The organism is Lysobacter sp. CC-YZS074, from assembly GCF_056739745.1.
Genome location: NZ_CP200301.1, coordinates 1499721 through 1524995, shown reverse-complemented (window position 1 = coordinate 1524995; position 25275 = coordinate 1499721). Strand labels below are relative to the sequence as shown.

Annotated in this window: 22 protein-coding genes and 1 tRNA gene; 1 reads left to right on the top strand and 22 read right to left on the bottom strand. The window is 66.8% G+C overall.

What is annotated here, in order from left to right; genetic code table 11:
• The first annotated feature begins 48 nt into the window (after window positions 1–48).
• On the top strand, window positions 49–795 hold the full coding sequence (locus U8331_RS06875; RefSeq protein WP_481132844.1) for a DUF4336 domain-containing protein: 747 nt from the start codon (window positions 49–51) through the stop codon (window positions 793–795).
• A 176-nt stretch (window positions 796–971) separates the two neighbouring features.
• Here U8331_RS06875 and pnp read toward each other — a convergent pair whose 3' ends face one another.
• The 22 genes from pnp to U8331_RS06765 all read right to left on the bottom strand — a co-directional run bounded on the left by pnp (window position 972) and on the right by U8331_RS06765 (window position 25216).
• Window positions 972–3080: a polyribonucleotide nucleotidyltransferase gene (gene pnp, locus U8331_RS06870; protein WP_481132843.1), complete on the bottom strand. Its 2109-nt coding sequence runs from the start codon at window positions 3078–3080 to the stop codon at window positions 972–974.
• A gap of 148 nt (window positions 3081–3228) precedes the next feature.
• Window positions 3229–3489: a 30S ribosomal protein S15 gene (gene rpsO / locus U8331_RS06865; protein WP_481132842.1), complete on the bottom strand. Its 261-nt coding sequence runs from the start codon at window positions 3487–3489 to the stop codon at window positions 3229–3231.
• Between the two features lie 172 nt (window positions 3490–3661).
• Entirely contained in the window at window positions 3662–4606 is a 945-nt protein-coding gene (gene truB / locus U8331_RS06860; protein WP_481132841.1) for a tRNA pseudouridine(55) synthase TruB, read from the bottom strand.
• A gap of 183 nt (window positions 4607–4789) precedes the next feature.
• A complete protein-coding gene (gene rbfA / locus U8331_RS06855; RefSeq protein WP_481132840.1) occupies window positions 4790–5161 on the bottom strand; it encodes a 30S ribosome-binding factor RbfA in 372 nt (123 codons plus the stop codon).
• Between the two features lie 5 nt (window positions 5162–5166).
• On the bottom strand, window positions 5167–7743 hold the full coding sequence (gene infB / locus U8331_RS06850; protein WP_481132839.1) for a translation initiation factor IF-2: 2577 nt from the start codon (window positions 7741–7743) through the stop codon (window positions 5167–5169).
• Between the two features lie 119 nt (window positions 7744–7862).
• Window positions 7863–9350, bottom strand: a complete 1488-nt coding sequence (gene nusA, locus U8331_RS06845; RefSeq protein ID WP_481132838.1) for a transcription termination factor NusA — start codon at window positions 9348–9350, stop codon at window positions 7863–7865.
• Between the two features lie 4 nt (window positions 9351–9354).
• Window positions 9355–9954 carry a ribosome maturation factor RimP gene (gene rimP / locus U8331_RS06840; RefSeq protein ID WP_481132837.1) on the bottom strand — a complete coding sequence of 200 codons (600 nt, stop codon included), beginning with the start codon at window positions 9952–9954 and terminating at the stop codon, window positions 9355–9357.
• 236 nt (window positions 9955–10190) lie between these two features.
• A tRNA-Met gene (locus U8331_RS06835) sits at window positions 10191–10267 on the bottom strand.
• An 85-nt stretch (window positions 10268–10352) separates the two neighbouring features.
• On the bottom strand, window positions 10353–11795 hold the full coding sequence (gene nuoN, locus U8331_RS06830; RefSeq protein ID WP_481132836.1) for an NADH-quinone oxidoreductase subunit NuoN: 1443 nt from the start codon (window positions 11793–11795) through the stop codon (window positions 10353–10355).
• A 48-nt stretch (window positions 11796–11843) separates the two neighbouring features.
• On the bottom strand, window positions 11844–13370 hold the full coding sequence (locus U8331_RS06825; RefSeq protein WP_481132835.1) for an NADH-quinone oxidoreductase subunit M: 1527 nt from the start codon (window positions 13368–13370) through the stop codon (window positions 11844–11846).
• A gap of 13 nt (window positions 13371–13383) precedes the next feature.
• Window positions 13384–15459 carry an NADH-quinone oxidoreductase subunit L gene (gene nuoL, locus U8331_RS06820; RefSeq protein WP_481132834.1) on the bottom strand — a complete coding sequence of 692 codons (2076 nt, stop codon included), beginning with the start codon at window positions 15457–15459 and terminating at the stop codon, window positions 13384–13386.
• 13 nt (window positions 15460–15472) lie between these two features.
• The gene (gene nuoK / locus U8331_RS06815) at window positions 15473–15781 is read right to left on the bottom strand and encodes an NADH-quinone oxidoreductase subunit NuoK (protein ID WP_481132911.1); all 309 of its coding nucleotides are present in this window, start codon (window positions 15779–15781) and stop codon (window positions 15473–15475) included.
• Between the two features lie 11 nt (window positions 15782–15792).
• Window positions 15793–16449: an NADH-quinone oxidoreductase subunit J gene (locus tag U8331_RS06810; protein WP_481132833.1), complete on the bottom strand. Its 657-nt coding sequence runs from the start codon at window positions 16447–16449 to the stop codon at window positions 15793–15795.
• 9 nt (window positions 16450–16458) lie between these two features.
• Entirely contained in the window at window positions 16459–16947 is a 489-nt protein-coding gene (nuoI, locus tag U8331_RS06805; RefSeq protein ID WP_481132832.1) for an NADH-quinone oxidoreductase subunit NuoI, read from the bottom strand.
• Between the two features lie 22 nt (window positions 16948–16969).
• The gene (gene nuoH, locus U8331_RS06800; RefSeq protein WP_481132910.1) at window positions 16970–18019 is read right to left on the bottom strand and encodes an NADH-quinone oxidoreductase subunit NuoH; all 1050 of its coding nucleotides are present in this window, start codon (window positions 18017–18019) and stop codon (window positions 16970–16972) included.
• A 14-nt stretch (window positions 18020–18033) separates the two neighbouring features.
• Window positions 18034–20265 (bottom strand): NADH-quinone oxidoreductase subunit NuoG, encoded by a 2232-nt coding sequence (nuoG, locus tag U8331_RS06795; RefSeq protein WP_481132831.1) that lies wholly within the window; start codon window positions 20263–20265, stop codon window positions 18034–18036.
• On the bottom strand, window positions 20262–21617 hold the full coding sequence (gene nuoF, locus U8331_RS06790; RefSeq protein ID WP_481132830.1) for an NADH-quinone oxidoreductase subunit NuoF: 1356 nt from the start codon (window positions 21615–21617) through the stop codon (window positions 20262–20264). The genes nuoG and nuoF overlap by 4 nt, the downstream gene beginning before the upstream one ends.
• 3 nt (window positions 21618–21620) lie before the next feature.
• The gene (gene nuoE, locus U8331_RS06785; protein WP_481132829.1) at window positions 21621–22148 is read right to left on the bottom strand and encodes an NADH-quinone oxidoreductase subunit NuoE; all 528 of its coding nucleotides are present in this window, start codon (window positions 22146–22148) and stop codon (window positions 21621–21623) included.
• Window positions 22149–22192: 44 nt separating this feature from the next.
• Window positions 22193–23476 carry an NADH-quinone oxidoreductase subunit D gene (locus U8331_RS06780; RefSeq protein ID WP_481132909.1) on the bottom strand — a complete coding sequence of 428 codons (1284 nt, stop codon included), beginning with the start codon at window positions 23474–23476 and terminating at the stop codon, window positions 22193–22195.
• Window positions 23477–23541: 65 nt separating this feature from the next.
• On the bottom strand, window positions 23542–24264 hold the full coding sequence (locus U8331_RS06775; RefSeq protein WP_481132908.1) for an NADH-quinone oxidoreductase subunit C: 723 nt from the start codon (window positions 24262–24264) through the stop codon (window positions 23542–23544).
• 11 nt (window positions 24265–24275) lie between these two features.
• Entirely contained in the window at window positions 24276–24821 is a 546-nt protein-coding gene (locus tag U8331_RS06770) for a NuoB/complex I 20 kDa subunit family protein (RefSeq protein WP_481132907.1), read from the bottom strand.
• A gap of 38 nt (window positions 24822–24859) precedes the next feature.
• A complete protein-coding gene (locus tag U8331_RS06765) occupies window positions 24860–25216 on the bottom strand; it encodes an NADH-quinone oxidoreductase subunit A (protein ID WP_481132828.1) in 357 nt (118 codons plus the stop codon).
• Window positions 25217–25275: the final 59 nt, after the last annotated feature.

Genomic DNA, 25275 nt, shown 5'->3' with positions numbered 1-25275 from the left:
CACACGCCCCGCCGGACACTCCTCGCCGCGCTCGCCACAGGAGATGCAGTGACCCACCACGACCACGTCACCTACCCACCGCTCGACACCCTCAAGCCCGTCACCGACGACGTCTGGATCGTCGACGGCCCGGCGATCGAATTCGGCATGCCGTGGCCGAAGATGCGCTTCCCCACCCGCATGACCCTGCTGCGCCTCGGCGACGACCTGCTGGTCCATTCACCGACGCCGCTCACCCGCGACCTGATGCGCGAGGTCGAAGCCATCGGCACGCCGCGGTGGATCGTCGGCCCCAACCGCATCCACTACTGGTGGATCCCCGAGTGGCACGAGGTCTTCCCCGAGGCCCGCGTGTACCTCGCCCCGCGCATCCGCGAACAGGCCAAGGGCCGCATCGACTTCCCCGCCCTCGAGCTCGACCGCACATCCGGCTATCCGTGGGACGCCGATGTCGCGACCCTGCCGGTGGATGGCAGCTACATGACCGAGGTCGAATTCTTCCACCGCCCCAGCCGCACGCTGGTGCTGACCGATTTCATCGAGAATTTCAAACCCGGCAAGCTCGACCTGCTGGCGCGCTGGATCACCCGTTTCGCCGGTTCGCGCGACCCCGATGGCCAGATGCCCCGCGACATGCGCCTGACCTTCCGCGGGCCGCAACGGGCCGCCCTGAAGAACGCCGTCGAGCAGATGATCGCGTGGGATCCCGAACGCGTGATCCTCGCCCACGGCCGCTGGTACGAACGCGACGGCGCCGCCGAACTGCGCCGCGCCTTCCGCTGGCTGCTGGACTAGCCGCGCGCACCCGCACCCCTGTAGGAGCGGCTTCAGCCGCGATCGCGGAGCCGGTACGCGCGAACCACCATCCGATCGCGGCTGAAGCCGCTCCTACAAAAGTCCGACGCACGGACACGCCAAAGAAAAAGCGGGCCGAAGCCCGCTTTTCCATGTCCAGCAATGGAGCGCTTCGGCTACTCGGCCGAGGCGCCCTCGCCTTCCTCGACGGCCTTGATCGACAGGCGGATGCGGCCCTGCTTGTCGACTTCCAGCACCTTGACCTTGACCACGTCGCCTTCCTTGAGCTTGTCGGAGACCTTCTCGACGCGCTCGCTGGAGATCTGCGACACGTGCACCAGGCCGTCCTTGCCCGGCAGGATGGTCACGAACGCGCCGAAGTCCATGATCTTGGCGACCTTGCCCTCGTAGATCCGGCCCGGCTCGACGTCCGAGGTGATCTGCTCGATGCGGTCCTTGGCGGCGTTGGCGGCGGCAGCGTTGACCGAGGCGATGACGATGGTGCCGTCGTCCTGGATGTCGATCTGGGTGCCGGTCTCCTTGGTGATGGCCTGGATGGTCGAGCCACCCTTGCCGATCACTTCGCGGATCTTGTCCGGGTGGATCTTCATGGTCAGCAGGCGCGGCGCGAACTCGCTGAGCTCGCCACGCGGAGCGGTCAGCGCGCTCGCCATCTCGCCGAGGATGTGCAGGCGGCCCTGCTTGGCTTGGGCCAGCGCGACCTTCATGATCTCCTCGGTGATGCCCTGGATCTTGATGTCCATCTGCAGGGCGGAGATGCCCTCGCTGGTGCCGGCGACCTTGAAGTCCATGTCGCCGAGGTGGTCCTCGTCACCGAGGATGTCGCTCAGCACGACGAACTCGTCGCCTTCCTTCACCAGGCCCATCGCGATGCCCGCGACCGGCGCCTTGATCGGCACGCCGGCGTCCATCAGCGCCAGCGAGCTGCCGCAGACCGAGGCCATCGACGACGAACCGTTCGACTCGGTGATCTCCGACACCACGCGGATGGTGTACGGGAACTCCTCCATCGTCGGCATCACCGCCAGCACGCCGCGCTTGGCGAGGCGGCCGTGGCCGATCTCGCGGCGCTTCGGGCCCATCATGCGACCGGCCTCGCCGACCGAGTACGGCGGGAAGTTGTAGTGGAACAGGAAGTGTTCCTTGTACTCGCCCGAAACGGCGTCGATGATCTGCCCGTCGCGCGCGGTGCCCAGCGTGGTGACCACGATCGCCTGGGTCTCGCCCCGGGTGAACAGCGCCGAGCCGTGGGTGCGCGGCAACACGCCGACCTTGGAGCTGATCGGACGCACGGTGTCCAGCGCACGGCCATCGATGCGGATCTTGGTGCTCAGCACCGCGCCACGCATGGTCTCGTACTCGAGCTCGCCGAACTCCTTGGAGACTTCGGCCGGATTCCACTCGTTGGACTCGATCTGACCGGCCAGCGATGCCAGCACTTCCTTCTTGAGCGCGGAGATGCTGTCGCGACGCTCGGCCTTGTTGCGGATCTGGAACGCGGCCGACAGGCGGTCGCCGATCGCGCCCTTGAGCGCGCCGACGATGGCGTCGTTGCGGGCCGGCGCGGCCCAGTCCCACTTCGGCTTGCCGGCCTCGGCGACCAGCTCGTTGATCGCATTGATCGCGACCTGCATTTCCTTGTGGCCGAACATCACTGCGCCGAGCATCACATCCTCGGACAGCACGTCAGCTTCGGACTCCACCATCAGCACGGCGGCCTGGGTGCCGGCGACGACCAGCTCGAGCTTGGAGTCCTCCAGGTCGGTCCTGGTCGGGTTGAGCAGGTACTGACCGTCCCTGTAGCCGACCTTCGCCGCGCCGATCGGACCGTCGAACGGTGCACCCGACAGCGCCAGCGCGGCGGACGCGCCCAGCAGCGCCGGGATGTCGCCGTCGATTTCCGGGTTCATCGACATCACCGTGGCGATGATCTGGACTTCGTTGCGGAAGCCTTCCGGGAACAGCGGACGGATCGGACGGTCGATCAGGCGCGAGATCAGCGTTTCCTTCTCGGTCGCGCGGCCTTCGCGCTTGAAGAAGCCGCCCGGAATGCGGCCGCCGGCGTAGAACTTCTCCTGGTAGTCGACGGTCAGGGGGAAGAAGTCCTGGCCTTCGCGCGCGGTCTTGTTGGCGACGGCCGTGACCAGCAGCACGGTGTCTTCAACCTTGACGATGACGGCGCCGCCGGCCTGGCGGGCGATCTCGCCGGTTTCCAGGGTGACCTGGTGCTTGCCGTACTGGAAGGTCTTGGTAATTTTTGCCACGTTGGGTTCCTATCGGTTCGGTGCGGTCCGGACAGCACCCTTGCGCTGCCCGGTCGGTCGCCGGCTCGCGACCTGGGAAGTCCGGCGGTTCTGCCGTCGTCCCCAAAAACAACCGCGGCGCATCACTGCGCCGCGGTGGGTATTTCGATCAGCGGCGCAGACCGAGCTTCGCGATCAGGGCCTTGTACCTTTCCGCATCCTTCCGGTGCAGGTAGTCGAGCAGGCTGCGACGGCGGTTCACCATCATCAGCAGGCCTCGACGGCTGTGGTGGTCCTGCTTGTGCTCCTTGAAGTGACCCTGGAGCTGCTCGATGCGCGCGGTCAGCAGGGCGACCTGGACTTCCGGGGAACCGGTGTCGTTGTCGCCGCGCTTGTTGTCTTCGATGATCTTGCTGGTGTCGATGGACATCTGGATTGCCTCGTGATGCGCGACCCGCAGAACGCAATCGTCGCCGGAAATACCGACGCCGACGCACCGCACGGTCCGCCGCTTGCTGAAAGAATGTTGCAGGTTTGCTTGAAAAAGCCCGCGAATTGTAGCCGTGCGGGACCGCTGTCACAAGCCGCGCCGGCGCCGTCCGTCAGCGGCCGGAGTGCGGCGTGGCCCATGTGAACAGGCGTTTGGGGTGCAGCAGGCCCGTGGGGTCGACCCGCCCCAGTCCGAGTACCCGCCCACCCGCGTCGTACACCGCCGCCGGATCGGCCGGCGCGCCCGGCTCCCCGGGGTGCAACTGGATACCCTGGCCGAAGCGCCGCGCCTCGTCCGCGCCCAGGCGGACGCCGGGGAAATCGACCAGACCGGCCTCGATCGGCAGCAGGCAGGCGTCCAGCGCGGACTCGCCGGATCCGGACGCCAAGGCCTGCAGCGCATTGAGGGTATGCATCGCCGGCCGCCTGAACGGGTCCACCCACGTCCGACGCAGCACTTCGACGTGGGCGCCACAGCCCAGCGCCTCGCCGAGGTCGCGGACGAGGCTGCGGACGTAGGTCCCCGAACCGCATTCCACCCGCAGTCGCAGGCGGTTGCCATCGCGTTCGAGCAGGTCCAGCGCATGGACGACGACTTCGCGCTCCGGCGCTTCGATCGATTCGCCACGACGGGCCTTGGCGTACAGCGGCTCCCCGCCCTGCTTCAGCGCGGAGTAGATCGGCGCTCGCTGCACGATAGTGCCGCGCAGCGGGGCAAGCGCGGCTTCGATCGCTGCATCGTCGAGTTCGGGTACCGGCCGCTCGCGCAACGGTTGGCCATCGGCGTCGTCGGTATCGGTGGTGACGCCGAGCACGGCGACGGTCTCGTACGCCTTGCTGGCGCCGAGCAACAGCCCCGCGATCTTGGTCGCCTCGCCGAAACAGATCGGCAACAGTCCGGTGGCGAGCGGATCGAGGCTGCCGGTATGCCCGCCCTTCTCGGCGCGGAACAGGTGGCGCACGCGTTGCAGGGCCTGGTTGGAACTGAGCCCGGCCGGCTTGTCGAGCAGCAGCAGGCCGTCGAGCGGGCGGAAGATGGTGCGCGGGCGCTTGGTCATTCGCGTCTGGGGATCTCGCGATTGCGTCGGGGCGTGGCGTGATCGCTGGAGCCGCAGCCCCGTTGCAGGAGCGACGCCAGTCGCGACCCGCCGAACGCTGGAGGCGATGTACAGGTCGCGACTGACGTCGCTCCTACAAAGCTCCTGCACGCACGACGACCTGACTGGCAACGCACCCTTGGATCAGGCCGGCTCGTCGTCGCCCGGCGCTGCCGGCGGGTTCTCGCGCAGCAGGTTGTCGATGCGCTCGCCACGGTCGAACGAGTCGTCGTAGTGGAAGTGCAGCTCCGGCACGTGGCGCAACTTGACCGCACGGCCGAGCTCGTAGCGCAACGGCTTGACGAGCTCCTTCAGCCCCTTCATCGCCTCGGCCTTGCGCTCGGGCTGCAATGCCGTCACGAACACCTTGGCGTGGGCCAGGTCGCGGGTGACCTCGACGTCGGAGACGCTGACCGAAGGCAGCCCGTGCTCGCGCACGGCTTCGTGCACGAGGGTGCCCAGCTCCCTGCGGAGCTGGGCGGAAACGCGGTCGGTGCGATGGAAGGTCTTGGGCATGTCGGTTACAGCGTGCGCTGGACCTCGACACGCTCGAAGCACTCGATCTGGTCACCCGGCTTGACGTCGTTGTACTGCTTCACGCCGATGCCGCACTCGGTATTGACCCGGACCTCGTCGACGTTCTCCTTGAAGCGACGCAGCGATTCCAGCTCGCCCTCGAAGATGACGGTGTTGTCGCGCAGGACGCGGATCGGCTTGTTCCGCTTGACCACGCCCTCGACCACCATGCAGCCGGCGACCGCACCGAACTTGGAGCTGCGGAACACATCGCGGACCTCGGCGGTGCCGATGATGTCCTCGCGGATCTCCACGCCCAGGATGCCCGACGCCACCTGCTTCACCTGGTCGATCACGTCATAGATGATCGAGAAGTAGCGCAGGTCGACGCCGTTGGTCTCGATGACCTTGCGCGCCGAGGCGTCCGCACGGACGTTGAAGCCGATGATGGTGGCCTTCGAGGTCGATGCCAGTTGCGCGTCCGACTCGGTGATGCCGCCCACGCCCGAACCGATCACGTTGATGCGGATCGCGTCGGTCGACAGCGCGGTGAGCGCCTCGCGCAGCGCCTGCACCGAACCCTGCACGTCGGCCTTGATGATCAGCGGCAGGCTGAGCTGGCCTTCGCCGGTGCCCAGCTGCGCCATGATGTCTTCCATCCGGTTGCCGCCCTGGGCGACCAGGCGCGACTCGCGGCGCTTGGCGTCCCGCTGCTGGGCGACGTCCTTGGCCAGGCGCTCGTCCTCGACCACGACGAAGTCGTCACCGGCATCGGGCACGCCCGACAGGCCGAGCACCTGCACCGGGATCGACGGGCCGGCCGACTCGACCTGCGAACCGGTCTCGTCGAACAGCGCACGCACGCGGCCGTACTGCACGCCGCAGACCAGATAGTCGCCCTTCTTCAGCTCGCCCTGCTGGACCAGCACGGTGGCGACCGGGCCACGGCCCTTGTCGAGCGCGGATTCGATCACCACGCCGTTGGCGCGACCCTCGGCGACGGCCTGCAGTTCGAGGAACTCGGCCTGCAGTGAAATCGCATCCAGCAGGCCGTCGACGTTCTGGCCCGTCTTGGCCGACAGCTCGACGAACTGGGTATCGCCACCGAACTCCTCGGCCACGACTTCCTGCTCGAGCAGCTCGTTCTTGACCTTCATCGGGTCGGCGTCGGACTTGTCGATCTTGTTGACCGCGACGATCAGCGGCACGCCCGCCGCCTTGGCGTGCTGGACGGCCTCGATCGTCTGCGGCTTGACGCCGTCGTCGGCCGCGACCACCAGCACCACGATGTCGGTGAGCTTGGCGCCGCGGGCGCGCATCGACGAGAACGCCGCGTGGCCCGGGGTGTCGAGGAAGCTGATGACGCCCTTGTCGGTTTCGACGTGGTACGCGCCGATGTGCTGGGTGATGCCGCCGGCCTCGCCGGTGGCGACCTTGGTGCGGCGGATGTAGTCCAGCAGCGAGGTCTTGCCGTGGTCGACGTGGCCCATGATGGTGACCACCGGCGGCCGCGCGACCTTGTCGCCCTGCACGTCTTCGACGTGGGCAAGCAGTTCGTTCTCGACGTCGGACGCGTCGGCACGCACCACGTTGTGGCCGAGCTCCTCGGTCACCAGCGCCGCGGTGTCGTGATCGATGGACTGGGTGATGGTGGCCATCACGCCCATCTTGAACAGCGCCTTGACCACCTCGCCGCCCTTGAGCGCCATCTTCTGCGCGAGGTCGGCCACGGTGATGGTCTCGCCAATGGCGACGTCGCGCACGATGGGGGCGGTCGGACGGGTGAAGCCGGTACCGGAGCGCGCCTGGTCGGCATGGCGGCGCGGCTTGGCGCGGCCGCGGGTGCTGCTGGTGCGCCGCGCACGATCGGAGGCGCTCAGGTGCATCTGGCCGGCAAAACGCTTGGTGCGGTCGTCGTCCTCGACGCCGGTGGCCATGGCATGCGAGCCACGCGTCTTGTGGCGCGGGCCGCGATCGTCGGTACGGGGAGCCGCCGGCTTCGGATGACCGTGGCCATGGGTGCCGGCGGGCTTGGCCGCGCCTTCGTCCTCGACCAGCGCACTGGCGTCCGCCGCAGCGGCGGCGGCCTGCTCGGACTTCAGGCGTTCGGCTTCTTCCGCGGCACGCTTGGCGACCTCGGCTACCTCGGCTCGGCGCCGGTCGGCTTCGGCCAATGCCTTCTGTTCGGCCAGGTTGCGCTGCTTGGATTCCTCCAGCTTGCGCAGGATCTCGGCACGCTCGTCGGTCGGCGCGGGCTGCTCCGCATCCGGGCGGACCACGGTCACCTTCTTGCGCACGACGACGTCGACCGTCGAACGGGTCTTGCCGCCGCCCACGGTGAGCTCCTGCTTGCGGCTGCGGCTCAGGGTGATCTTCTTCGGCGCAACGCCCTCGTCGGCCGGCTTGTCGGCCTTGCCGTGGGTGCGACGCAGGAAGCCGAGCAGCTTGACCTTCTCGGTGCTGGAGACCACCTGGTCGGGGTCGTTGAAGGGCATGCCGGCCTCGGCCAGCTGCTCCAGCAACTTCTCGACCGGCGTGTTCACCAGTGCGGCCAGCTTGCGGATGGTGGTTTGCTGCGACATTCGGTTTCCGTGTCCTGTGGCGCGGGGCCAACCCCGCGCGTGATCGTTCAATTCTAGCCCTGCTACTTCATGGGCGCAGTCCGGCAGTCATCGGGGCAGGCCCGGCGTCGGCCGGAGCATCACTCGAACCAGTGCTTGCGCGCTTCCATGATCAGCGCGGCGGCACGGGCCTCGTCGACACCCTCGATGTCGGTCAGCTCGTCGGTGGCGAGGTCGGCCAGGTCGTCGCGGGTGGTCACCCCGCGGGCCGCCAGCGCATAGGCGAGTTCGTCGTCCATGCCTTCCAGCGTGAGCAGGTCCTCGGCCGGCTGGTGCTCGTCGAGCTCCTCCTCGGCCGCCAGCGCCTCGTTAAGCAGCGCGTCGCGGGCGCGGGCGCGCAGCTCCTCGACGATGTCCTCGTCGAAGCCCTCCACCGCCAGCAGCTCGCCGACCGGCACGTAGGCGATTTCCTCGACCGTGCTGAAGCCCTCCGACACCAGGATGCCGGCAATCTCCTCGTCGACTTCGAGCTTGTCCTGGAACAGCTCGCGCGCGGCGGTCTGCTCGGCCTCCGACTTGGCGGTGACCTGGTCCTGGGTCATCACGTTGAGTTGCCAGCCGGCCAGCCGGCTGGCGAGGCGCACGTTCTGCCCGCCCTTGCCGATCGCCTGGGCGAGCCGGTCCTCGGCGACCGCGAGGTCCATCGAGTGCTTTTCCTCGTCGACGATGATCGACTGCACTTCGGCCGGCGCCATCGCGTTGATCACGAACTGTGCCGGGTTGTCCGACCACAGCACGATGTCGACGCGCTCGCCGTTGAGCTCGTTGGTGACCGCCTGCACGCGCGAACCGCGCATGCCGATGCAGGCACCGATCGGATCGGTGCGGTTGTCGTGCGCCAGCACCGCGATCTTGGCGCGGTCGCCCGGGTCACGGGCGCAGGCCTTGATCGACACCAGGCCCTGGCCGACTTCCGGCACCTCGAGCTTGAACAGCTCCATCATGAATTCCGGCGCGGCGCGGCTGATGAACAGCTGCGGACCGCGCGGCTCGCTGCGCACGTCGAACAGGAAACCGCGAACACGGTCGCCGGCGCGCAGCACGTCGCGCGGGATGCCCTTGTCCTTCGGGATGATCGCCTCGGCATTGCCGCCCAGGTCGACATAGATGTTGCCGCGCTCCACGCGCTTGACGATGCCGGTGACCAGCTCGCCCACGCGGTCCTTCCACTGGTCGACGACCTGCGCGCGCTCGGCCTCGCGGACGCGCTGCACGATCACCTGCTTGGCTGCCTGCGCGGCGATGCGCCCGAAGTCCGGGTTCTCGATCTGCTCCTCGATGTAGTCGCCGACCTCGACGCCCTCGACTTCGTCGACCGCGTCCATCAGGCGGACCTGACGGTCAACCGACTCCATGACCACGTCGTCGGCGACCACTTCCATCCGGCGGAAGGTCTCGTAGCTGCCGTCCTTGCGGTCGATGGCCACGCGCACCAGCACGTCCTCGTCGTGGTAGCGCTTCTTGGCGGCGGAAGCCAGGGCGGCCTCGATTGCCTCGAAAATCACTTCGCGCGGGACGCCCTTCTCGTTGGCGACTGCGTCCACGACCAGCAACAGTTCCTTGCTCATCTTGTCACTCCGCCGGGGTCGGCTTGTCGGCCGCCGGCTTGTTGGTTGGTTTGTCGGATTGCGTGTTGTCCTGCCGGCGCTTGCCACCCGGCTTTGTCGGGGCAAGCCCCAGCGCGGCCCAGTCCGGGACCAGGCGCGCCTTGTCGATGTTGTCGAACGCCGCGGTGAATTCGGCGCCGTCGACGAGGAAAGTGATGTCGCCGCCTTCAATCCGCGCGATGGTGCCGGTCAGGCGGCGGCGCCCGTCCTGCGGGAGCTTGAGCGTGACCTTGGCGGTCTGGCCCATGAACTGCTGGAAGTGCGCGAGCGTGAACAGCGGGCGGTCGATGCCCGGCGAAGACACTTCGAGGGTGTAATTGCCGCTGATAGGGTCCTCGACGTCGAGCTGTGCGGACACTTCGCGGCTCACCGCCTCGCAATCCTCGATACCGACCGCGCGCGGCTCGTCACCGTCGCCGCCCGCCTCGTCGGCCGGGATATCGATATACAGGCGCAGCACCGCTCCACCCGGCGCGGGCAGGTACTCCACGCCCAGCAACTCCAGGCCCAGCGACTCGACGGTCGGGGCGAGAAGGTCGGCAATCTCGGTCGCTTTGTCCGTCACGCACGTACTCCTGCGGTTGGCGACTGCGAATGTCCTGCGGGTCCGCACGACAGCCGCGGCATGAACCCGGACAGAGGGCTGAAAACAACCCCGGCCCGGAAAACAACAAGGGGCCCGAGGGCCCCTTGTCCATACCGCTGGATGTCGGTGCGACGCGTGAGCAGAACGCGTCGCCAAGCCCGAGCCGTTGGCTAAAAAAGAAGCCTCGCGAAGAGGCTTCCTTGATCAGCCGAAGCTGGTAGCGGGGGCAGGATTTGAACCTGCGACCTTCGGGTTATGAGCCCGACGAGCTGCCAGACTGCTCCACCCCGCATCAGGCCGTCCATGATAGCGACGGACTTCAAACTTCGCAAGCATGAACAGGAAATTTATTCCCGTCGCTCGCGTCGATCCTTGCGTCAGCCCGCGAACGCGCGCTGGCACCACGCCATGATCGGGCTCCACGCCAAGCCCAGCGCAAGCAGCGCCAGCGCATTGACCCCGAACACGATCCGCATCGGCCGGTTGTTGCTCGGTGCGGGCACGGCGCCTTCCGGCTCGTCGAAGTACATCGCCTTGACGACATACAGGTAATAGAACGCGCCCACCACTGCGAACACGATACCGACGATCGCCAGCCACAGCATGTCGCCCTGGAGCGCCGCCTGCAGCACGGCGAGCTTGGCCCAGAAGCCCAGGAATGGCGGCACGCCCGCCAGCGACACCATGGTGCACAGGATCATGCCGGCCAGCCAGGGACTGCGGGCGTTGAGGCCCTTGTAGTCGTCGATGCGGTCGGCCTCGAAGCCGCGACTGGACAACACCACGATCGCGCCGAACGCCGCGGCGGCCATGATCGCGTAGCTGATCGCGTAGAACATCGCCGCCGCGAACCCCGCCGCACCGCCCCCGGCGAAGCCGATGAACAGGAAGCCGACGTGGGAGATGGTCGAGTAAGCGAGCATGCGCTTGAAGTTCGATTGCACCAGTGCCCCGAGATTGCCGATCGCCAGCGACAGCACCGCCAGGCCGGCCAGCATCAGTCGCCAGTGGTCGTCGAGCGGGCCGACGCCGACCTCCAGCAGGCGGTAGGTCATGCCGAACGTCGCCAGCTTCGGCGCGGAGCCGATGAACAGAGTGACCGGCGTCGGCGCACCGTGGTAGACGTCCGGCAACCACATGTGGAACGGCGCCGCGCCGAACTTGAAGGCAATGCCGGCCACCATGAACACGACGCCCGTAACCAGCATCGTCGAGGAACCCGCCGCTTCCGCCGCGGTGGCGATCTCGCTCAGGTCGAGGGTGCCGGTCGAGCCGTACACCAGCGACAACCCGTACAGCAGCAGTCCCGATGCCAGCGAACCGAGCACGAAGTACTTGATGCCCGCCTCAGAAGCCAACGGGCTGTCGCGATCGAGCGCGACCAGCGCGTAGGAACACAGCGCCAGCATTTCGAGCCCCACGTACACCATCACCAGCGAGCCCGCCGAGACCAGCAGCATCATGCCGAGGGTGGCGAACAGCATGAGCACCGACACCTCGCCCTGGTACAACCCGCGCTCGCGCAGGAACGGCCACAGGTAGACCATCGCCAGTGCACCGACGCCGGCGATGGATATCTTCAGCACGTCGGCCGCCGTGTCACGCACGAACATGCCGCCCAGCACGTCGCCGTGGCCGCCGACGCCACAGGCGACCATCACCACCACGGCGACCAGCAGCGCGATCGCGCACAGGTGCGTCACCACCCGGCGACCCGCTGGCAGGAACAGGTCGAGCATCAGCAGCGCGAAGGCACCGCCGACCAGCACCAGCTCGGGCAACAGTGGCATCAACTCGGCGGCGGAACGTACTGGAATCATGGACGAATCTCTGAAGGGCCGGCGCGGCGCGCCGAACCGGATACGGGTTTACAGCTTGGAGGCGGCGATCTGCATAGCGAGATTGGCGATCGACGGCTCCATCAGGTCGGTCAGCGGCTTGGGCCACACACCCAGCACCAGGGTGCCGATGGCGAACACGCCCAGTACGGTCCACTCGCGGCCATTGATGTCCTTGAGCCTGGCCACGTTGTCGTTGGCCACCGGGCCCCACAGCACGCGCTTGACCAGCCACAGGGTGTAGCCCGCGCCGATGATCAGCGTCAGCGCCGCGAAGAAGGCGATCAGCGGGTGCTTCTGGAAGCTGGCCATGATCACCATGAACTCGCCGACGAAGCCCGAGGTGCCCGGCAGGCCGGAATTGGCCATCGCGAACAGCACGTAGAACAGCGCGAACCAGCGCATCGGATTGCCGACGCCGCCGTAGTCGGAGATGCGGCGCGTGTGCATGCGGTCGTACAGCACGCCGATGCAGGTGAACATCGCGCCCGAAATGAACCCGTGGCTGATCATCTGCACCATCGCGCCCTGCAGGCCGAGCCGCGCGGCATCGAGATTGCCGTAGTCACGCACCAGCCCGAACGCGATGAAGATGCCGAGCGTCACGAAGCCCATGTGCGACACCGACGAGTACGCCACCAGCTTCTTCATGTCGTCCTGGGCGAGTGCGACCAGGCCGACGTAGACAATGGCGACCAGGCTGGCGGCGACCACCAGCCACGCCCATTCGGCGCCGGCGTCCGGCACGATCGGCAGCACGAAGCGGAGGAAGCCGTAGCCGCCGATCTTCAGCATGATCGCGGCCAGGATCACCGAGCCGGCGGTCGGCGCCTCCACGTGCGCGTCCGGCAACCACGTATGGACCGGGAACATCGGCACCTTGACCGCGAATGCGATCAGGAACCCGAACAGGATCCACATCTGCTCGGTCGCCGTGAGCGGCAGCGCGTACATGTCGGCCAGCTGCCAGCTGCCACCCTTCAGGTACAGGTAGATCAGCGCGACCAGCATGAACAGCGAGCCGAGGAACGTGTATAGGAAGAACTTGATCGATGCGTACACCCGGCGCGGGCCGCCCCAGACGCCGATGATGATGAACATCGGGATCAGCATGCACTCGAAGAACACATAGAACAGCATCGCGTCGAGCGCGGCGAACACACCGACCATCAGCCCCTCGAGGACCAGGAACGCGGCGTAGTACTGGCTGACGCGCTTGTCCACGCCCCACGCCCCGATCAGCACCAGCAGCGAGGTCAGCGTGGTCAGCCCGATCAGCGCGACCGAAATGCCGTCGGCGCCGAGGTGGTAGCGGATGTCGAATGCCGGGATCCAGGCGTGGTTCTCGGCGAACTGCATCGCCGGAGTGGCCAAGTCGAAACCGCTGAACAGCGGCACCGTTAGCAGCAGCGTGAGCGCGGCGACGCCGGTGGCGAACCAGCGGGCGGCGTTGGCGCGTTCGTTGCCGAACGCGAGGGTGATGAAGCCGCCGATGATCGGCAACCAGACGAGCAGGCTCAGCAAGGGCAGCGTGCTTGTTACAGGCGCAGGGGTCACGTCGCGGTCCTTGTCAGTTCAAAGTCGAGATGAGCACGGCCAGCAGCACGATCAGGCCGAGGATCATCGCGAAGGCATAGTGGTAGAGGAAACCCGACTGGGCATTGCGCGCCAGGCGCGCGACCAGTTCGACCAGACGGGCGCTGCCGTTGACCGCGGCGCCGTCGATCACGTGGGTGTCGACCGCCCTGGACGCTTTGCCCAGACCGACGCCGCCACCGGCGAAGCCATCGATCCACAGCGCATCGAAGCCGTACTTGTTCTCCAGCACTCGGACCGGCCAGGCGAACACACGGCGCGCGCGCGCCGCCAGTTCGGGCTTCCACCAGTACATGATCAGGGCGAGGACGAAGCCGGCGAGGGTCAGCCAGAACGATGGCGACTGCAGACCGTGCAGCGCGAACTTCGCCGGGCCGTGCCATACCTCGTGCTTGAGGGCGGCGATCACGTCGCGGGCGGCGTCGACCTCGATCGCGCCGAGGAAGAACGGCAGTTGCTCGGCATGCCCGCTCCAATCGGTACCGAACAGCATCGGGCCGGCGGTGAAGAAACCGATCAGCACCGACGGGGTCGCCAGCAGCACCAGCGGCACAGTGACAACCCAGGGCGACTCGTGCGGCTCGTGCGGCTCGTGGGCGCCGTGATGGCCATGGTCGCCATGCGAATGGTCGTGGCCATGGGCATCGTGCGCGTCACGGAAGCGCTCCTTGCCGTGGAACGTCATGAACAGCAGGCGGAAGCTGTAGAACGCGGTGACGAACGCGCCGAGCAGCACCGCCCAGTAGGCGTAGTGGCCGATCCAGCCGGCGCGGTCGCTATCACTGGCCAGGTGCGCCGCTTCGATGATGACGTCCTTGGAGTAGTAGCCGCTGAAGAACGGCGTGGCGACCAGCGCAAGGGTGCCCAGCAGCATCGTCCAGTAGGTGACCGGCATGTACTTCTTCAGGCCGCCCATCTTCCGCATGTCCTGCTCGTGGTGCATCGCGATGATCACCGAACCGGCACCCAGGAACAGCAGCGCCTTGAAGAACGCGTGGGTCATCAGGTGGTACACGCCGGCGCTGTAGGCGGAGACGCCCAGGGCGACCGTCATGTAACCCAGCTGCGACAGGGTCGAGTACGCGACGACGCGCTTGATGTCGTTCTGCACGATGCCGATCAGGCCGGTCCAGAACGCGGTGGTGGCGCCGATGAAGAGGATGAAGTTGAGCGCGGTCTGGCTCAGCTCGAACAGCGGCGACATGCGCGCCACCATGAAGATGCCCGCGGTGACCATCGTCGCCGCGTGGATCAGGGCCGAGATCGGGGTCGGACCTTCCATCGAATCCGGCAGCCACACGTGCAGCGGCACCTGGGCCGACTTGCCCATTGCTCCGATGAACAGGCAGATGCAGATCACCGTCGCGATCGACCATTCATGCCCGGCGATGATCGACATGGTCATGCCTTCGATCACCGGGGCATTGGCGAACACGGTCGCGTAGTCGAGCGAGCCGAACATCAGCAGCACGCCGGCAATGCCGAGCAGGAAGCCGAAGTCGCCGACACGGTTGACCAGGAACGCCTTGAGGTTGGCGAACACCGCGGTCGGCTTCTTGAACCAGAAGCCGATCAGCAGGTACGACACCAGGCCCACCGCCTCCCAGCCGAAGAACAGCTGCAGGAAGTTGTTGCTCATCACCAGCATGAGCATGGAGAAGGTGAACAGCGAGATGTAGCTGAAGAACCGCTGGTACCCCTCGTCCTCGTGCATGTAACCAATGGTGTAGATGTGCACCAGCAGCGAAACGAACGTCACCACGACCATCATCATCGCAGTCAGCTTGTCGACCATGAAGCCGACGTGGGCCTCGATGCCGCCGACCTGGAACCAGGTGTAGACGTTCTCGTTGAACGGTGCCGCCCCCTGCCCCATCAGCTGCCACAGCACGTAGCACGACAGCGCGCAACTCGTGGCCACGCCAAGAATGGTCACGCTGTGCGCGCCCGCGCGACCCACCCGGCGGCCGAACAGGCCGGCGATGATCGATCCGAGCAACGGTGCGAGCACGACGGCGAGCAGCACCGACTTGGAAATGGCGAACTCCATACCCGGCATCGGATCAGCCCTTCATCGTGTCGATTTCGGCGACGTTGATCGTGCGCCGGTTGCGGAACAGCGTGACGAGGATCGCCAGGCCAATGGCAGCCTCGGCGGCGGCCACGGTCAGGATGAAGAACACGAACACCTGGCCGGACTGGTCGCCGAGTTGACGCGAGAACGCGACGAAATTGATGTTCACCGCCAGCAGCATCAACTCGATGCACATCAGCAGCACGATCACGTTCTTGCGATTGATGAAGATGCCGGCGACGCTGATGCAGAACAGCGCGGCGCCCAGCGCGAGGAAATGGCCCGGGGTCAGGCCCATGGCGATCAGGTTCATGGCTTCACCTCGACGTCGGAGGCCTGGTCGCCGAGCGAACGCGGCGGCGGCGGCGGCGCGGGGCGGACGGCGTCGACCTTCACCACCCGCAGGCGGTCGCTGGCACGCACGCGCGCCTGCTCGCCCGGGTTCTGGTGCTTGGCGCCTTCGCGACGGCGCAGGGTCAGCATGACCGCGGCAATCACCGCCACTGTCAGGATGACCGCGGCGGTTTCGAACGGCAGGAGGAAATCGGTGAACAGCGCACGTCCGAGCCACTCGGTATTGGACACGCCGGCCGACGGGTCGGCGGCGAGCGGCGTGGCGATCTGCGCCTTCACCCCGATCAGCACGAGCATCTCCACCAGCATCACCACCGCCACCAGCAGGCCGACCGGTAGGAAGCGCACGAAGCCCTCGCGCAGCGGGGCGACGTCGATGTCGAGCATCATCACCACGAACAGCAGCAGCACCATGACCGCGCCGACGTAGACGAGGATCAGCGCGACACCGAGGAACTCGGCCCCGGCGATCAGCCAGACGCAGGCCACGGAGAAGAACGTCAGCACCAGCGACAGCGCGGCGTGCACTGGATTGCGGACGCTGATCACGCCGATGGCCGCGGCGACCGCGGTCAGGGCGAAGACGAGGAAGGCGATGAAAGCGAGGTCCATGGCGGGCACTCAGCGGAAGGGCGCGTCGGCAGCGCGGCGCTCGGCGATCTCGGCCTCGAGCCGGTCGCCGATCGCCAGCAGTTGCGGCTTGGTGACGATGTTCTGTCCGCGCTGGTCGAAGTGGTATTCGTGGATGTGGGTCTCGACGATCGAATCCACCGGGCACGACTCCTCGCAGAAGCCGCAGAAGATGCACTTGAACAGGTCGATGTCGTAGCGCGTGGTACGACGGCTGCCGTCGGCGCGCTTGTCCGAGTCGATGGTGATCGCCAGCGCCGGGCATACCGCCTCGCACAGCTTGCACGCGATGCAGCGCTCCTCCCCGTTGGGATAGCGGCGCAGCGCATGTACCCCGCGGAAACGCGGCGACTGCGGCGTCTTCTCCATCGGGTACATCAGCGTGTACTTCGGCTTGAACAGGTACTTGAGGGTCAACCCCATGCCCTGGGCGAGCTCGATCAGCAGCAGGCTCTTGAAGTAGGAAACGATGCGATTCATGCCTTTACCTTGCATCCCTGTCTCATTGGCCCGGCACGAACACGTCGTAGTACGCCATCAGCGAGACGACGACGATCCAGGCGATCGATAGCGGGATGAACACCTTCCAGCCCAGCCGCATGATCTGGTCGTAGCGGTAGCGCGGGAACGTGGCGCGGAACCAGACGTAGGCGCTGGCGAAGAAGAACACCTTGGCGAACAGCCACCACCAGCCGTCGACCGACAGCAGCGGGATGCCCAGGCCCTGGAACGGGCTCAGCCAGCCACCCAGGAAGAAGATCGAGACCAGGAAGCTGATCAGGATCATGTTGGCGTACTCGGCCAGGAAGAACAGCGCGAACGACGCACCCGAGTACTCGACCATGTGGCCGGCCACGATCTCCGACTCGCCCTCGACCACGTCGAACGGCGCGCGGTTGGTCTCGGCCACGCCGGACACGAAGTAGACGACGAACAGCGGCAGCAGCGGGATCCAGAACCACTCGAGGAAGCCGCCGTTGCCCGACTGGGCCATGACGATCTCGCTCAGGTTCAGGCTGCCGGCGGCCACCATCACGCCGACCAGGGCGAAACCCATGGCGATCTCGTAGGACACCATCTGCGCGGCCGCGCGCATCGCACCGAGGAAGGCGTACTTCGAGTTGGACGCCCAGCCGGCGAGGATGATGCCGTACACGCCCAGCGAGGTCATCGCCAGCAGGTACAGCAGGCCGGCATTCGCGTTCGACAGCACCAGCTGCGCGTCGAACGGCACCACCGCCCACGCCGCGAAGGACGGCACCAGCACGATCAGCGGCGCCAACCGGTACAGGAACGGCGAGGCGCTGGAGGGCTGGATCACTTCCTTGAACAGCAGTTTGAAGACGTCCGCGAAGGTCTGCAGGATGCCCATGCCGACGTACATCGGCCCATGCCGCGAGTGCATCCAGCCGATCAGCTTGCGCTCCCACAGCACGTAGAACGCGACGGCGATGATCACCGGCATCGCGATCAGCAGGATCTTCAGCACGATCCAGGCGCCCGCGCCCAGCATGCCGAAGGACAGGAAACCGTCGTGGATCGCGTCGATCATGCCCGACACCATGCTCATGCCCTCCCCGCCTGCACGCGCGCGGCGGCGAGCGGCGCGGTCGCGCCATGTCCGCCTTCGACCCAGACCGTACCGGGGGCCACCTTCCCGCTCGTCGCCACCGGCAGGGTCGCAGTGCCGTGCATGGTGGTGAACTTGCCGGTAGCGCCGTCGGCAACGCCGAGTCCTGCCGCGTCGGACGGGTGGAGCACCGCGCGCGGCGCCCGGTTAAGCGGATGGGCCTGCAGCGCGGCGGCGCGGCGGACCACCGCATCACCGCGGTAGATGCCCATGCTCACGGCCAGTTCGACGCCGTCACCCGACACATCCGGCGCACGTCCGCCGACGACCTTCACGTCGCGCTTGGCGATGCCCGCGCGAAGCCCGGCCAGGTCGACGAAATCGAAGCCCTTCGCTTCGAGCAGGCCACCCAGCGCACGCAGGACGCGCCAGCCCGGGCGCGCCTCGCCCGGCAGCTTGCCGCCGGCGACGACCACCTGTTCGCGGCCGTCGAGGTTGGTCAGGGTCGCGTCGATCTCCGGCAACAGGCCAATCGGCAGGATCACGTCGGCAACCGCACGGGTCGACTGGCAGGCGAACTGGCTGAACGCCACCACCTGCGCGCCACCCAGCGCCTTCATGGCACTCGCGGTGTCGGCGAAATCCAGACCCGGCTCAATCCCGTACAGCACGTAGGCGGTGCGGGCATCGGCCAGCATCGACCCGGCGTCGCGACCGGTCGGCAGCACTCCGTGGTCGGCCAGGCCGACCGCGTTGGCGCCCTGCGGAATGCGGCACACGGCCGCACCGGTGGCACCGGCGAAATCGGCGGCGGCGGCACGGATGGCGGCCGCATGCACACCATTCTCGGCCAGCGCGCCGACGATGACGACCGCATGCGACGCCGATGTCGCCGCCTCGCGCAGCGCGGCGTCGCCCAGTGCCGCGGCCATGGCCGACGGCGCGACGATCTGCTTGCCGGCCAGGTCGAAGGTCTGGTCAAAGTCGACCGGGTTGACCACGTGCACCCTGGCACCGTTCTTCCACGCCTTGCGCACGCGGGCATTCACCAGCGGCAGTTCATGGCGCAGGTTGGCGCCGACGATGACGATCACGTCGGCGCGATCGATCTCGGCGACGCGCATGGCGAAGGTCCCGGCCACGGCAGCGTCCGATAGATCGTGCTGCGAAATGCGGTGGTCCAGGTTGCCCGTACCCAGCGCGTCGGCAAGGCGGGCCAGCAGCGCACCCTCTTCATTGGAAGTCGCCGGGTGGACCAGCATGCCGAGCCGGTCGGCACCGTTCTCGCGCAGGATCTGCGCCGCGCGGGCGAGCGCCTCGTCCCAGGACGCGTCGCGCCACTCGCCGCCGTCCTTGATCATCGGAGCGGTAGCGCGATCCTCGGCGTACAGGCCCTGGTGGGAATAGCGGTCACGGTCCGACAGCCAGCACTCGTTGACCGCGTCGTTGTCGCGCGGAACGGTGCGCAGCACCTGGCCGCGGCGGACGTGCAGGAACAGGTTGCTGCCCAGCGCATCGTGGTAGCCGAGCGACTCGCGCGCCACCAGCTCCCAGGCGCGGGCCTTGAACTGGTACGGCTTGTTGGTCAGCGCGCCGACCGGGCAGACGTCGATCACGTTGCCCGACAGCTCGGTGGTCAACGGCTTGCCGTCGTAGGTGCCGATCTGCAGGTTCTCGCCGCGGTACATGCCACCCAGCTCGTAGGTGCCGGCGACTTCCGCGGTGAAGCGCACGCAACGCGTGCACTGGATGCAGCGGGTCATCTCGGTCGCCACCAACGGCCCGATGTCCTCGTCGGGCACCACGCGCTTGCGCTCGACGAAACGGCTGACCGAGCGGCCGTAACCCAGCGACAGGTCCTGCAGTTCGCACTCGCCGCCCTGGTCGCAGATCGGGCAGTCGAGCGGATGGTTGATCAGCAGGAACTCCATCACGTTGCGCTGCGACTTCAGGGCCTTGTCGCTGCGCGTGACGACCTTCATGCCGTCCATCACCGGCGTGGCGCAGGCCGGCGCCGGCTTCGGCATCTTCTCGACCTCGACCAGGCACATGCGGCAGTTCGCCGCTACCGACAGTTTGTCGTGGTAGCAGAAACGCGGGATCGGAATCCCGGCCTTGTCGGCGGCCTGGATGATCATCGAGCCCTTCGGCGCGTGCATCTCGACGCCGTCGATCTCGATGGTCACATGATCCGGCGGGACATTCGGATTGGTCGGCTGGGCGCTCACGCGGCCTTCTCCACGATGCCGGCGGCCTGGTCGTCGACGAGGAACCGCTTGTTCACGATCGCGTACTCGAACTCGGGGCGGAAATGACGCAGGAAGCCCTGCATCGGCCACGCCGCGGCCTCGCCGAACGCGCAGATGGTGTGGCCCTCGATCTGGCCGGCGGCGGTACGCAGCATTTCGAGGTCGTCCAGGGTGGCCTGCATGTTGGCGATGCGGCTGACCATGCGGTACATCCAGCCGGTGCCCTCGCGGCACGGGGTGCACTGGCCGCAGCTTTCCTTGAAGTAGAACCGCGCGATGCGCTGGCACGCGCGCACCATGCAGGTGGTGTCGTCCATCACGATGACCGCACCCGAGCCGAGGCCGGAGCCCGCCTTCTGCAAGGCGTCATAGTCCATCGTCAGGCCCATCATCGTTTCGCCGGGAAGTACCGGCATCGACGAACCACCCGGGATCACCGCCTTGATCCTGCGGCCATTGCGCATCCCGCCCGCCATTTCGAGCAGGTCGGCGAACGAGGTGCCGAGGCGGATCTCGTAGTTGCCGGGACGCGCCACGTGGCCCGACACCGAAAACACCTTGGCGCCGCCGTTGTTGGGCTTGCCGAGATTGAGGAACCACTCGGCGCCGTTGCGCACGATGGCGGGCACCGAGGCGTAGGTCTCGGTGTTGTTGACCGTGGTGGGCTTGCCGTACAGGCCGAAGTTGGCCGGGAACGGCGGCTTGAAGCGCGGCTGCCCCTTCTTGCCTTCCAGCGACTCCATCAGCGCGGTTTCCTCGCCGCAGATGTAGGCGCCGGCGCCGAGTGCGCCATAGATGTCGACGTCGATGCCGCTGCCGAGCACGTCCTTGCCGAGCCAGCCGTTGTCGTAGGCTTCCTTCAGCGCCTGCTCGAAGTGCTCGAACGGCTCATGGTGGAACTCGCCGCGCAGGTAGTTGTAAGCCACGGTCGAACCGGTCGCGTAGCACGCGATCGCCATGCCCTCGACCACCGCATGCGGGTTGAATCGCAGGATGTCGCGGTCCTTGGCGGTGCCCGGCTCGGATTCGTCCGAGTTGCACAGGATGTACTTCTGGGTACCGCTGCCCTTGGGCATGAAGCTCCACTTCAGCCCGGTCGGGAAGCCGGCGCCGCCGCGACCGCGCAGTCCGGACTGCTTGACCATCTCGATGACGTCGGCCGGCGCGATCTTCTCGTCCAGGATCCTGCGCCAGGCGCTGTAGCCACCGGTCTTGAGGTAGTTCTCGTAGGACCAGGGCGTATCGAAGTGCAGCGTCGTGTAGACGACGTTGTGCTCCTGCGGCGCCGGGCCTACCGGGCCGTAACCCTTGCTGTAATCGTGGTGCCCCATGCCCTACTCCAGCCCGTCCAGCAGCTCGTCGACCTTCGCGGTGTCGAGCTTCTCGTGGTAGTGGCCGTTGATCACAACCACCGGCGCGCCACAGCATGCGGCCAGGCATTCCTCCTCACGCTTGAGGTAGACACGCCCGTCGGCGGTCGACTCGCCGAGCCTGCAACCGAGCTTCTTCTCGGCGTGCGCGACGAGGTCCTCGCCGCCATTGAGCCAGCAGCTGATGTTGGTGCAGAACGCGACGTTGTTCCGGCCGACCTGTTCGGTCTCGAACATCGAGTAGAAGCTGGCGACCTCGTACGCCCACACCGGCGGCAGCGACAGGTACTTGGCCACGGCCGCGATCAGCTCGTCGCTCAGCCAGCCGTTGTTCTGTTCCTGCGCCGCATGCAACCCCTGCAGCACGGCCGAGCGCTTGCGGTCCGGCGGGAACTTGGCCAGCCAGTGGTCGATGTGGGCACGGGTCTTGTCGGACAGCGCCACCATCGGGTCGACGTGCTGGCAAGCCTCGAAATTTCCGGTCGCTTTCATTTCTTCAATAGGTCCTCAGCCGATCGTCGCCGTTCCCGGCGGGATCAGCGGTCGATCTCGCCGAACACGACGTCGTAGGTGCCGATCATCGCCACCACGTCCGCCAGCATGTGCCCCTTCACCACCGTGTCCATCGACGACAGGTGGGCGAAACCGGGCGCGCGCAACTTGACCCGGAACGGCTTGTTGGCGCCGTCGGACACCAGGTAGCAGCCGAACTCGCCCTTGGGCGCCTCGACCGCGCAGTAGGTCTCGCCAGCCGGCACGCAGTAGCCTTCGGTGAACAGCTTGAAGTGGTGGATCAACGCTTCCATGTCGTCCTTCATGCCCTCGCGGGAGGGAGGCGCGACCTTGTAGTTGTCCACCATGACCGGGCCGGGATTGGCCTTCAGCCACTTCACGCACTGCTTGATGATGCGGGTGGACTGGCGCATTTCCGCCACGCGGACCAGGTAGCGGTCGTAGCAGTCGCCGTTGACGCCCACCGGGATATCGAAGTCGACCTCCGCATACTTGGCGTAGGGCTGCATCTTGCGCAGGTCCCAGACCACGCCCGAGCCACGGATCATCGGGCCGGTCATGCCCCAGGCCCTGGCCAGTTCGGGGCTGATCACGCCGACGCCGACCGTGCGCTGCTTCCAGATGCGGTTGTCCGTCAGCAGCGTCTCGTACTCGTCGACGCGGTTCGGGAATTCATCGCAGAAGGCGTCGAGATAGTCCAGCAGGGAACCTTCGCGCCACTCGTTGAAGCGCTTGAGGTCCTTGCCCTTGCGCCACGGCGACTCGCGGTACTTCGGCATCCGGTCCGGCAGGTCGCGGTAGACGCCACCGGGGCGGTAGTAGGTCGCGTGCATGCGCGCGCCGGAGACCGCCTCGTAGCAATCCATCAGCTCTTCGCGCTCGCGGAAGGCGTACAGGAACACCGCCATCGCACCGAGGTCGAGGCCGTTCGAGCCCACCCACATCAGGTGGTTCAGGATGCGGGTGATCTCGTCGAACATCGTGCGGATGTACTGCGCACGCTCGGGCGCCTCGATCCCCATCAGGGTCTCGATCGCGCGCACGTAGGCGTGCTCGTTGCACATCATCGACACGTAGTCGAGCCGGTCCATGTAGCCGATCGACTGGTTGAACGGCTTGGATTCGGCCAGCTTCTCGGTGCCACGGTGGAGCAGCCCGATGTGCGGGTCGGCGCGCTGCACGACCTCGCCGTCCATTTCCAGAATCAGGCGCAGCACACCGTGCGCGGCCGGATGCTGCGGGCCGAAGTTGAGGCTGTAGTTGCGGATCTCGGCGCTGTGCAGGCCCGAAGTGTTGACCAGCGGCATGGCGTCGGCCGGTGGCGGCACCTGGACGGACCCGGCCTCGACGCGGGCGTTCTCGACCGGGGGACTCATGGCTTCACCTCACGACGCTGCATCGACTCTCCGGCCGCGGTCTCGTAGCGGGCGTCGTGACGAATCACGCGCGGCACCAGCACGCGCGGCTCGATCGACACCGGCTCGTAGATGACACGCTGCTTCTCGGCGTCGTAACGGACCTCGACGTTGCCGATAAGCGGGAAGTCCTTGCGGAACGGATAGCCGACGAAACCGTAGTCGGTGAGGATCCGGCGCAGGTCCGGATGGCCTTCGAACACGATGCCGTACAGGTCGAACGCCTCGCGCTCGAACCAGTCGGCCACCGGCCAGACGGAAGTCAGCGACGACACCACCGGCAAGTCGTCGTCGGCCGCGAACGTGCGTAGACGCACGCGCGCATTGTGCTGATAGGACAGCAGGTGGGCGACGGCGGCGAACCGGCGCTCGGGCGCATCGGCCGCGCCATTGGGCGACTCGCCCCAGGCGAAGCGCCCGGGTCCCTTGCCCTCGACACCACGCGAAAATCCTTCCGAGGACACCTCGGTGTCCCACTCGTCCGCGCCGTAGCCGAGGTAGTCGACGCCGCTCACGTCGACCAGTTGTTCGAAACCGAACTCGTCGCGCAGCGCCCGGGCGGCGGCCAGCCAGCTGCCCGGTTCAACGTCCAGGGTCACCTCGCCCCGCGGTTCGGCCACGCTCACCACGCCATCGGCGAATCGCGCGCGCAGGCGCTCGGGGAAGCTCACGCCGTTCATGCCTTCGGTGCTCATCCGCGCATGCCCTGCCTGTTCTCGCCGAAATTGGTGCCGCGGCGGATCTTCTTCTGCAGTTGCAGAATGCCGTACACCAGCGCTTCGGCCGTCGGCGGGCAACCCGGGACGTAGACGTCGACCGGGACGATGCGATCGCAGCCGCGCACCACCGAATACGAGTAGTGGTAGTAACCGCCACCGTTGGCGCAGCTGCCCATCGAGATGACCCATTTCGGGTCGGGCATCTGGTCGTAGACCTTGCGCAGCGCCGGGGCCATCTTGTTGACCAGGGTACCGGCGACGATCATCACGTCCGACTGGCGCGGCGACGGACGGAACACCACGCCGTAGCGATCCAGATCCAGGCGCGAGGCGCCGGCGTGCATCATCTCGACCGCGCAGCACGCCAGGCCGAACGTCATCGGCCACATCGAGCCGGTGCGTGCCCAGTTCCACAGGGTGTCGAGATTGGTGGTGACGAAGCCCTGCTGCAGCAGCGGGTTGTCGGCGCCAGGGCGCAGGATATCGTCGAGCCGTCCTTCCGGGACGGGGTTGTGCATCAGCCCCGAGACGCGATCGCCCAGAGTCCGGGTCTCGCTCACTCCCATTCCAGCGCTCCCTTCTTCCACACGTAGATGAACCCGAGCAGCAGCATGCTCGCGAAGATGCCCATTTCGATCAGGCCGACGATCCCGAGATCACGGAACACGGTTGCCCAGGGCACGATGAAGATGATTTCCAGGTCGAAGATGATGAACTGGATGGCGATGAGGTAGTAGCGCACGTCGAACTGCATGCGCGCGCTCTCGAACGCCTCGAACCCGCACTCGTACGGGGAGAGCTTTTCGAGCGAGGGGCGCTTGGGCCCGAGGGTGTTGCCCACCACGAGCAGGGCGACGCCGATGACGCTGGCGACGATCAGGAACAGCAGGGTCGGCAGGTATTCGGCCAGCACGTGTGTTCTCTCGGCTACGCCGCGTTGCCGCGGCCTTGGCTCGGCGGCATCAGTGGTGC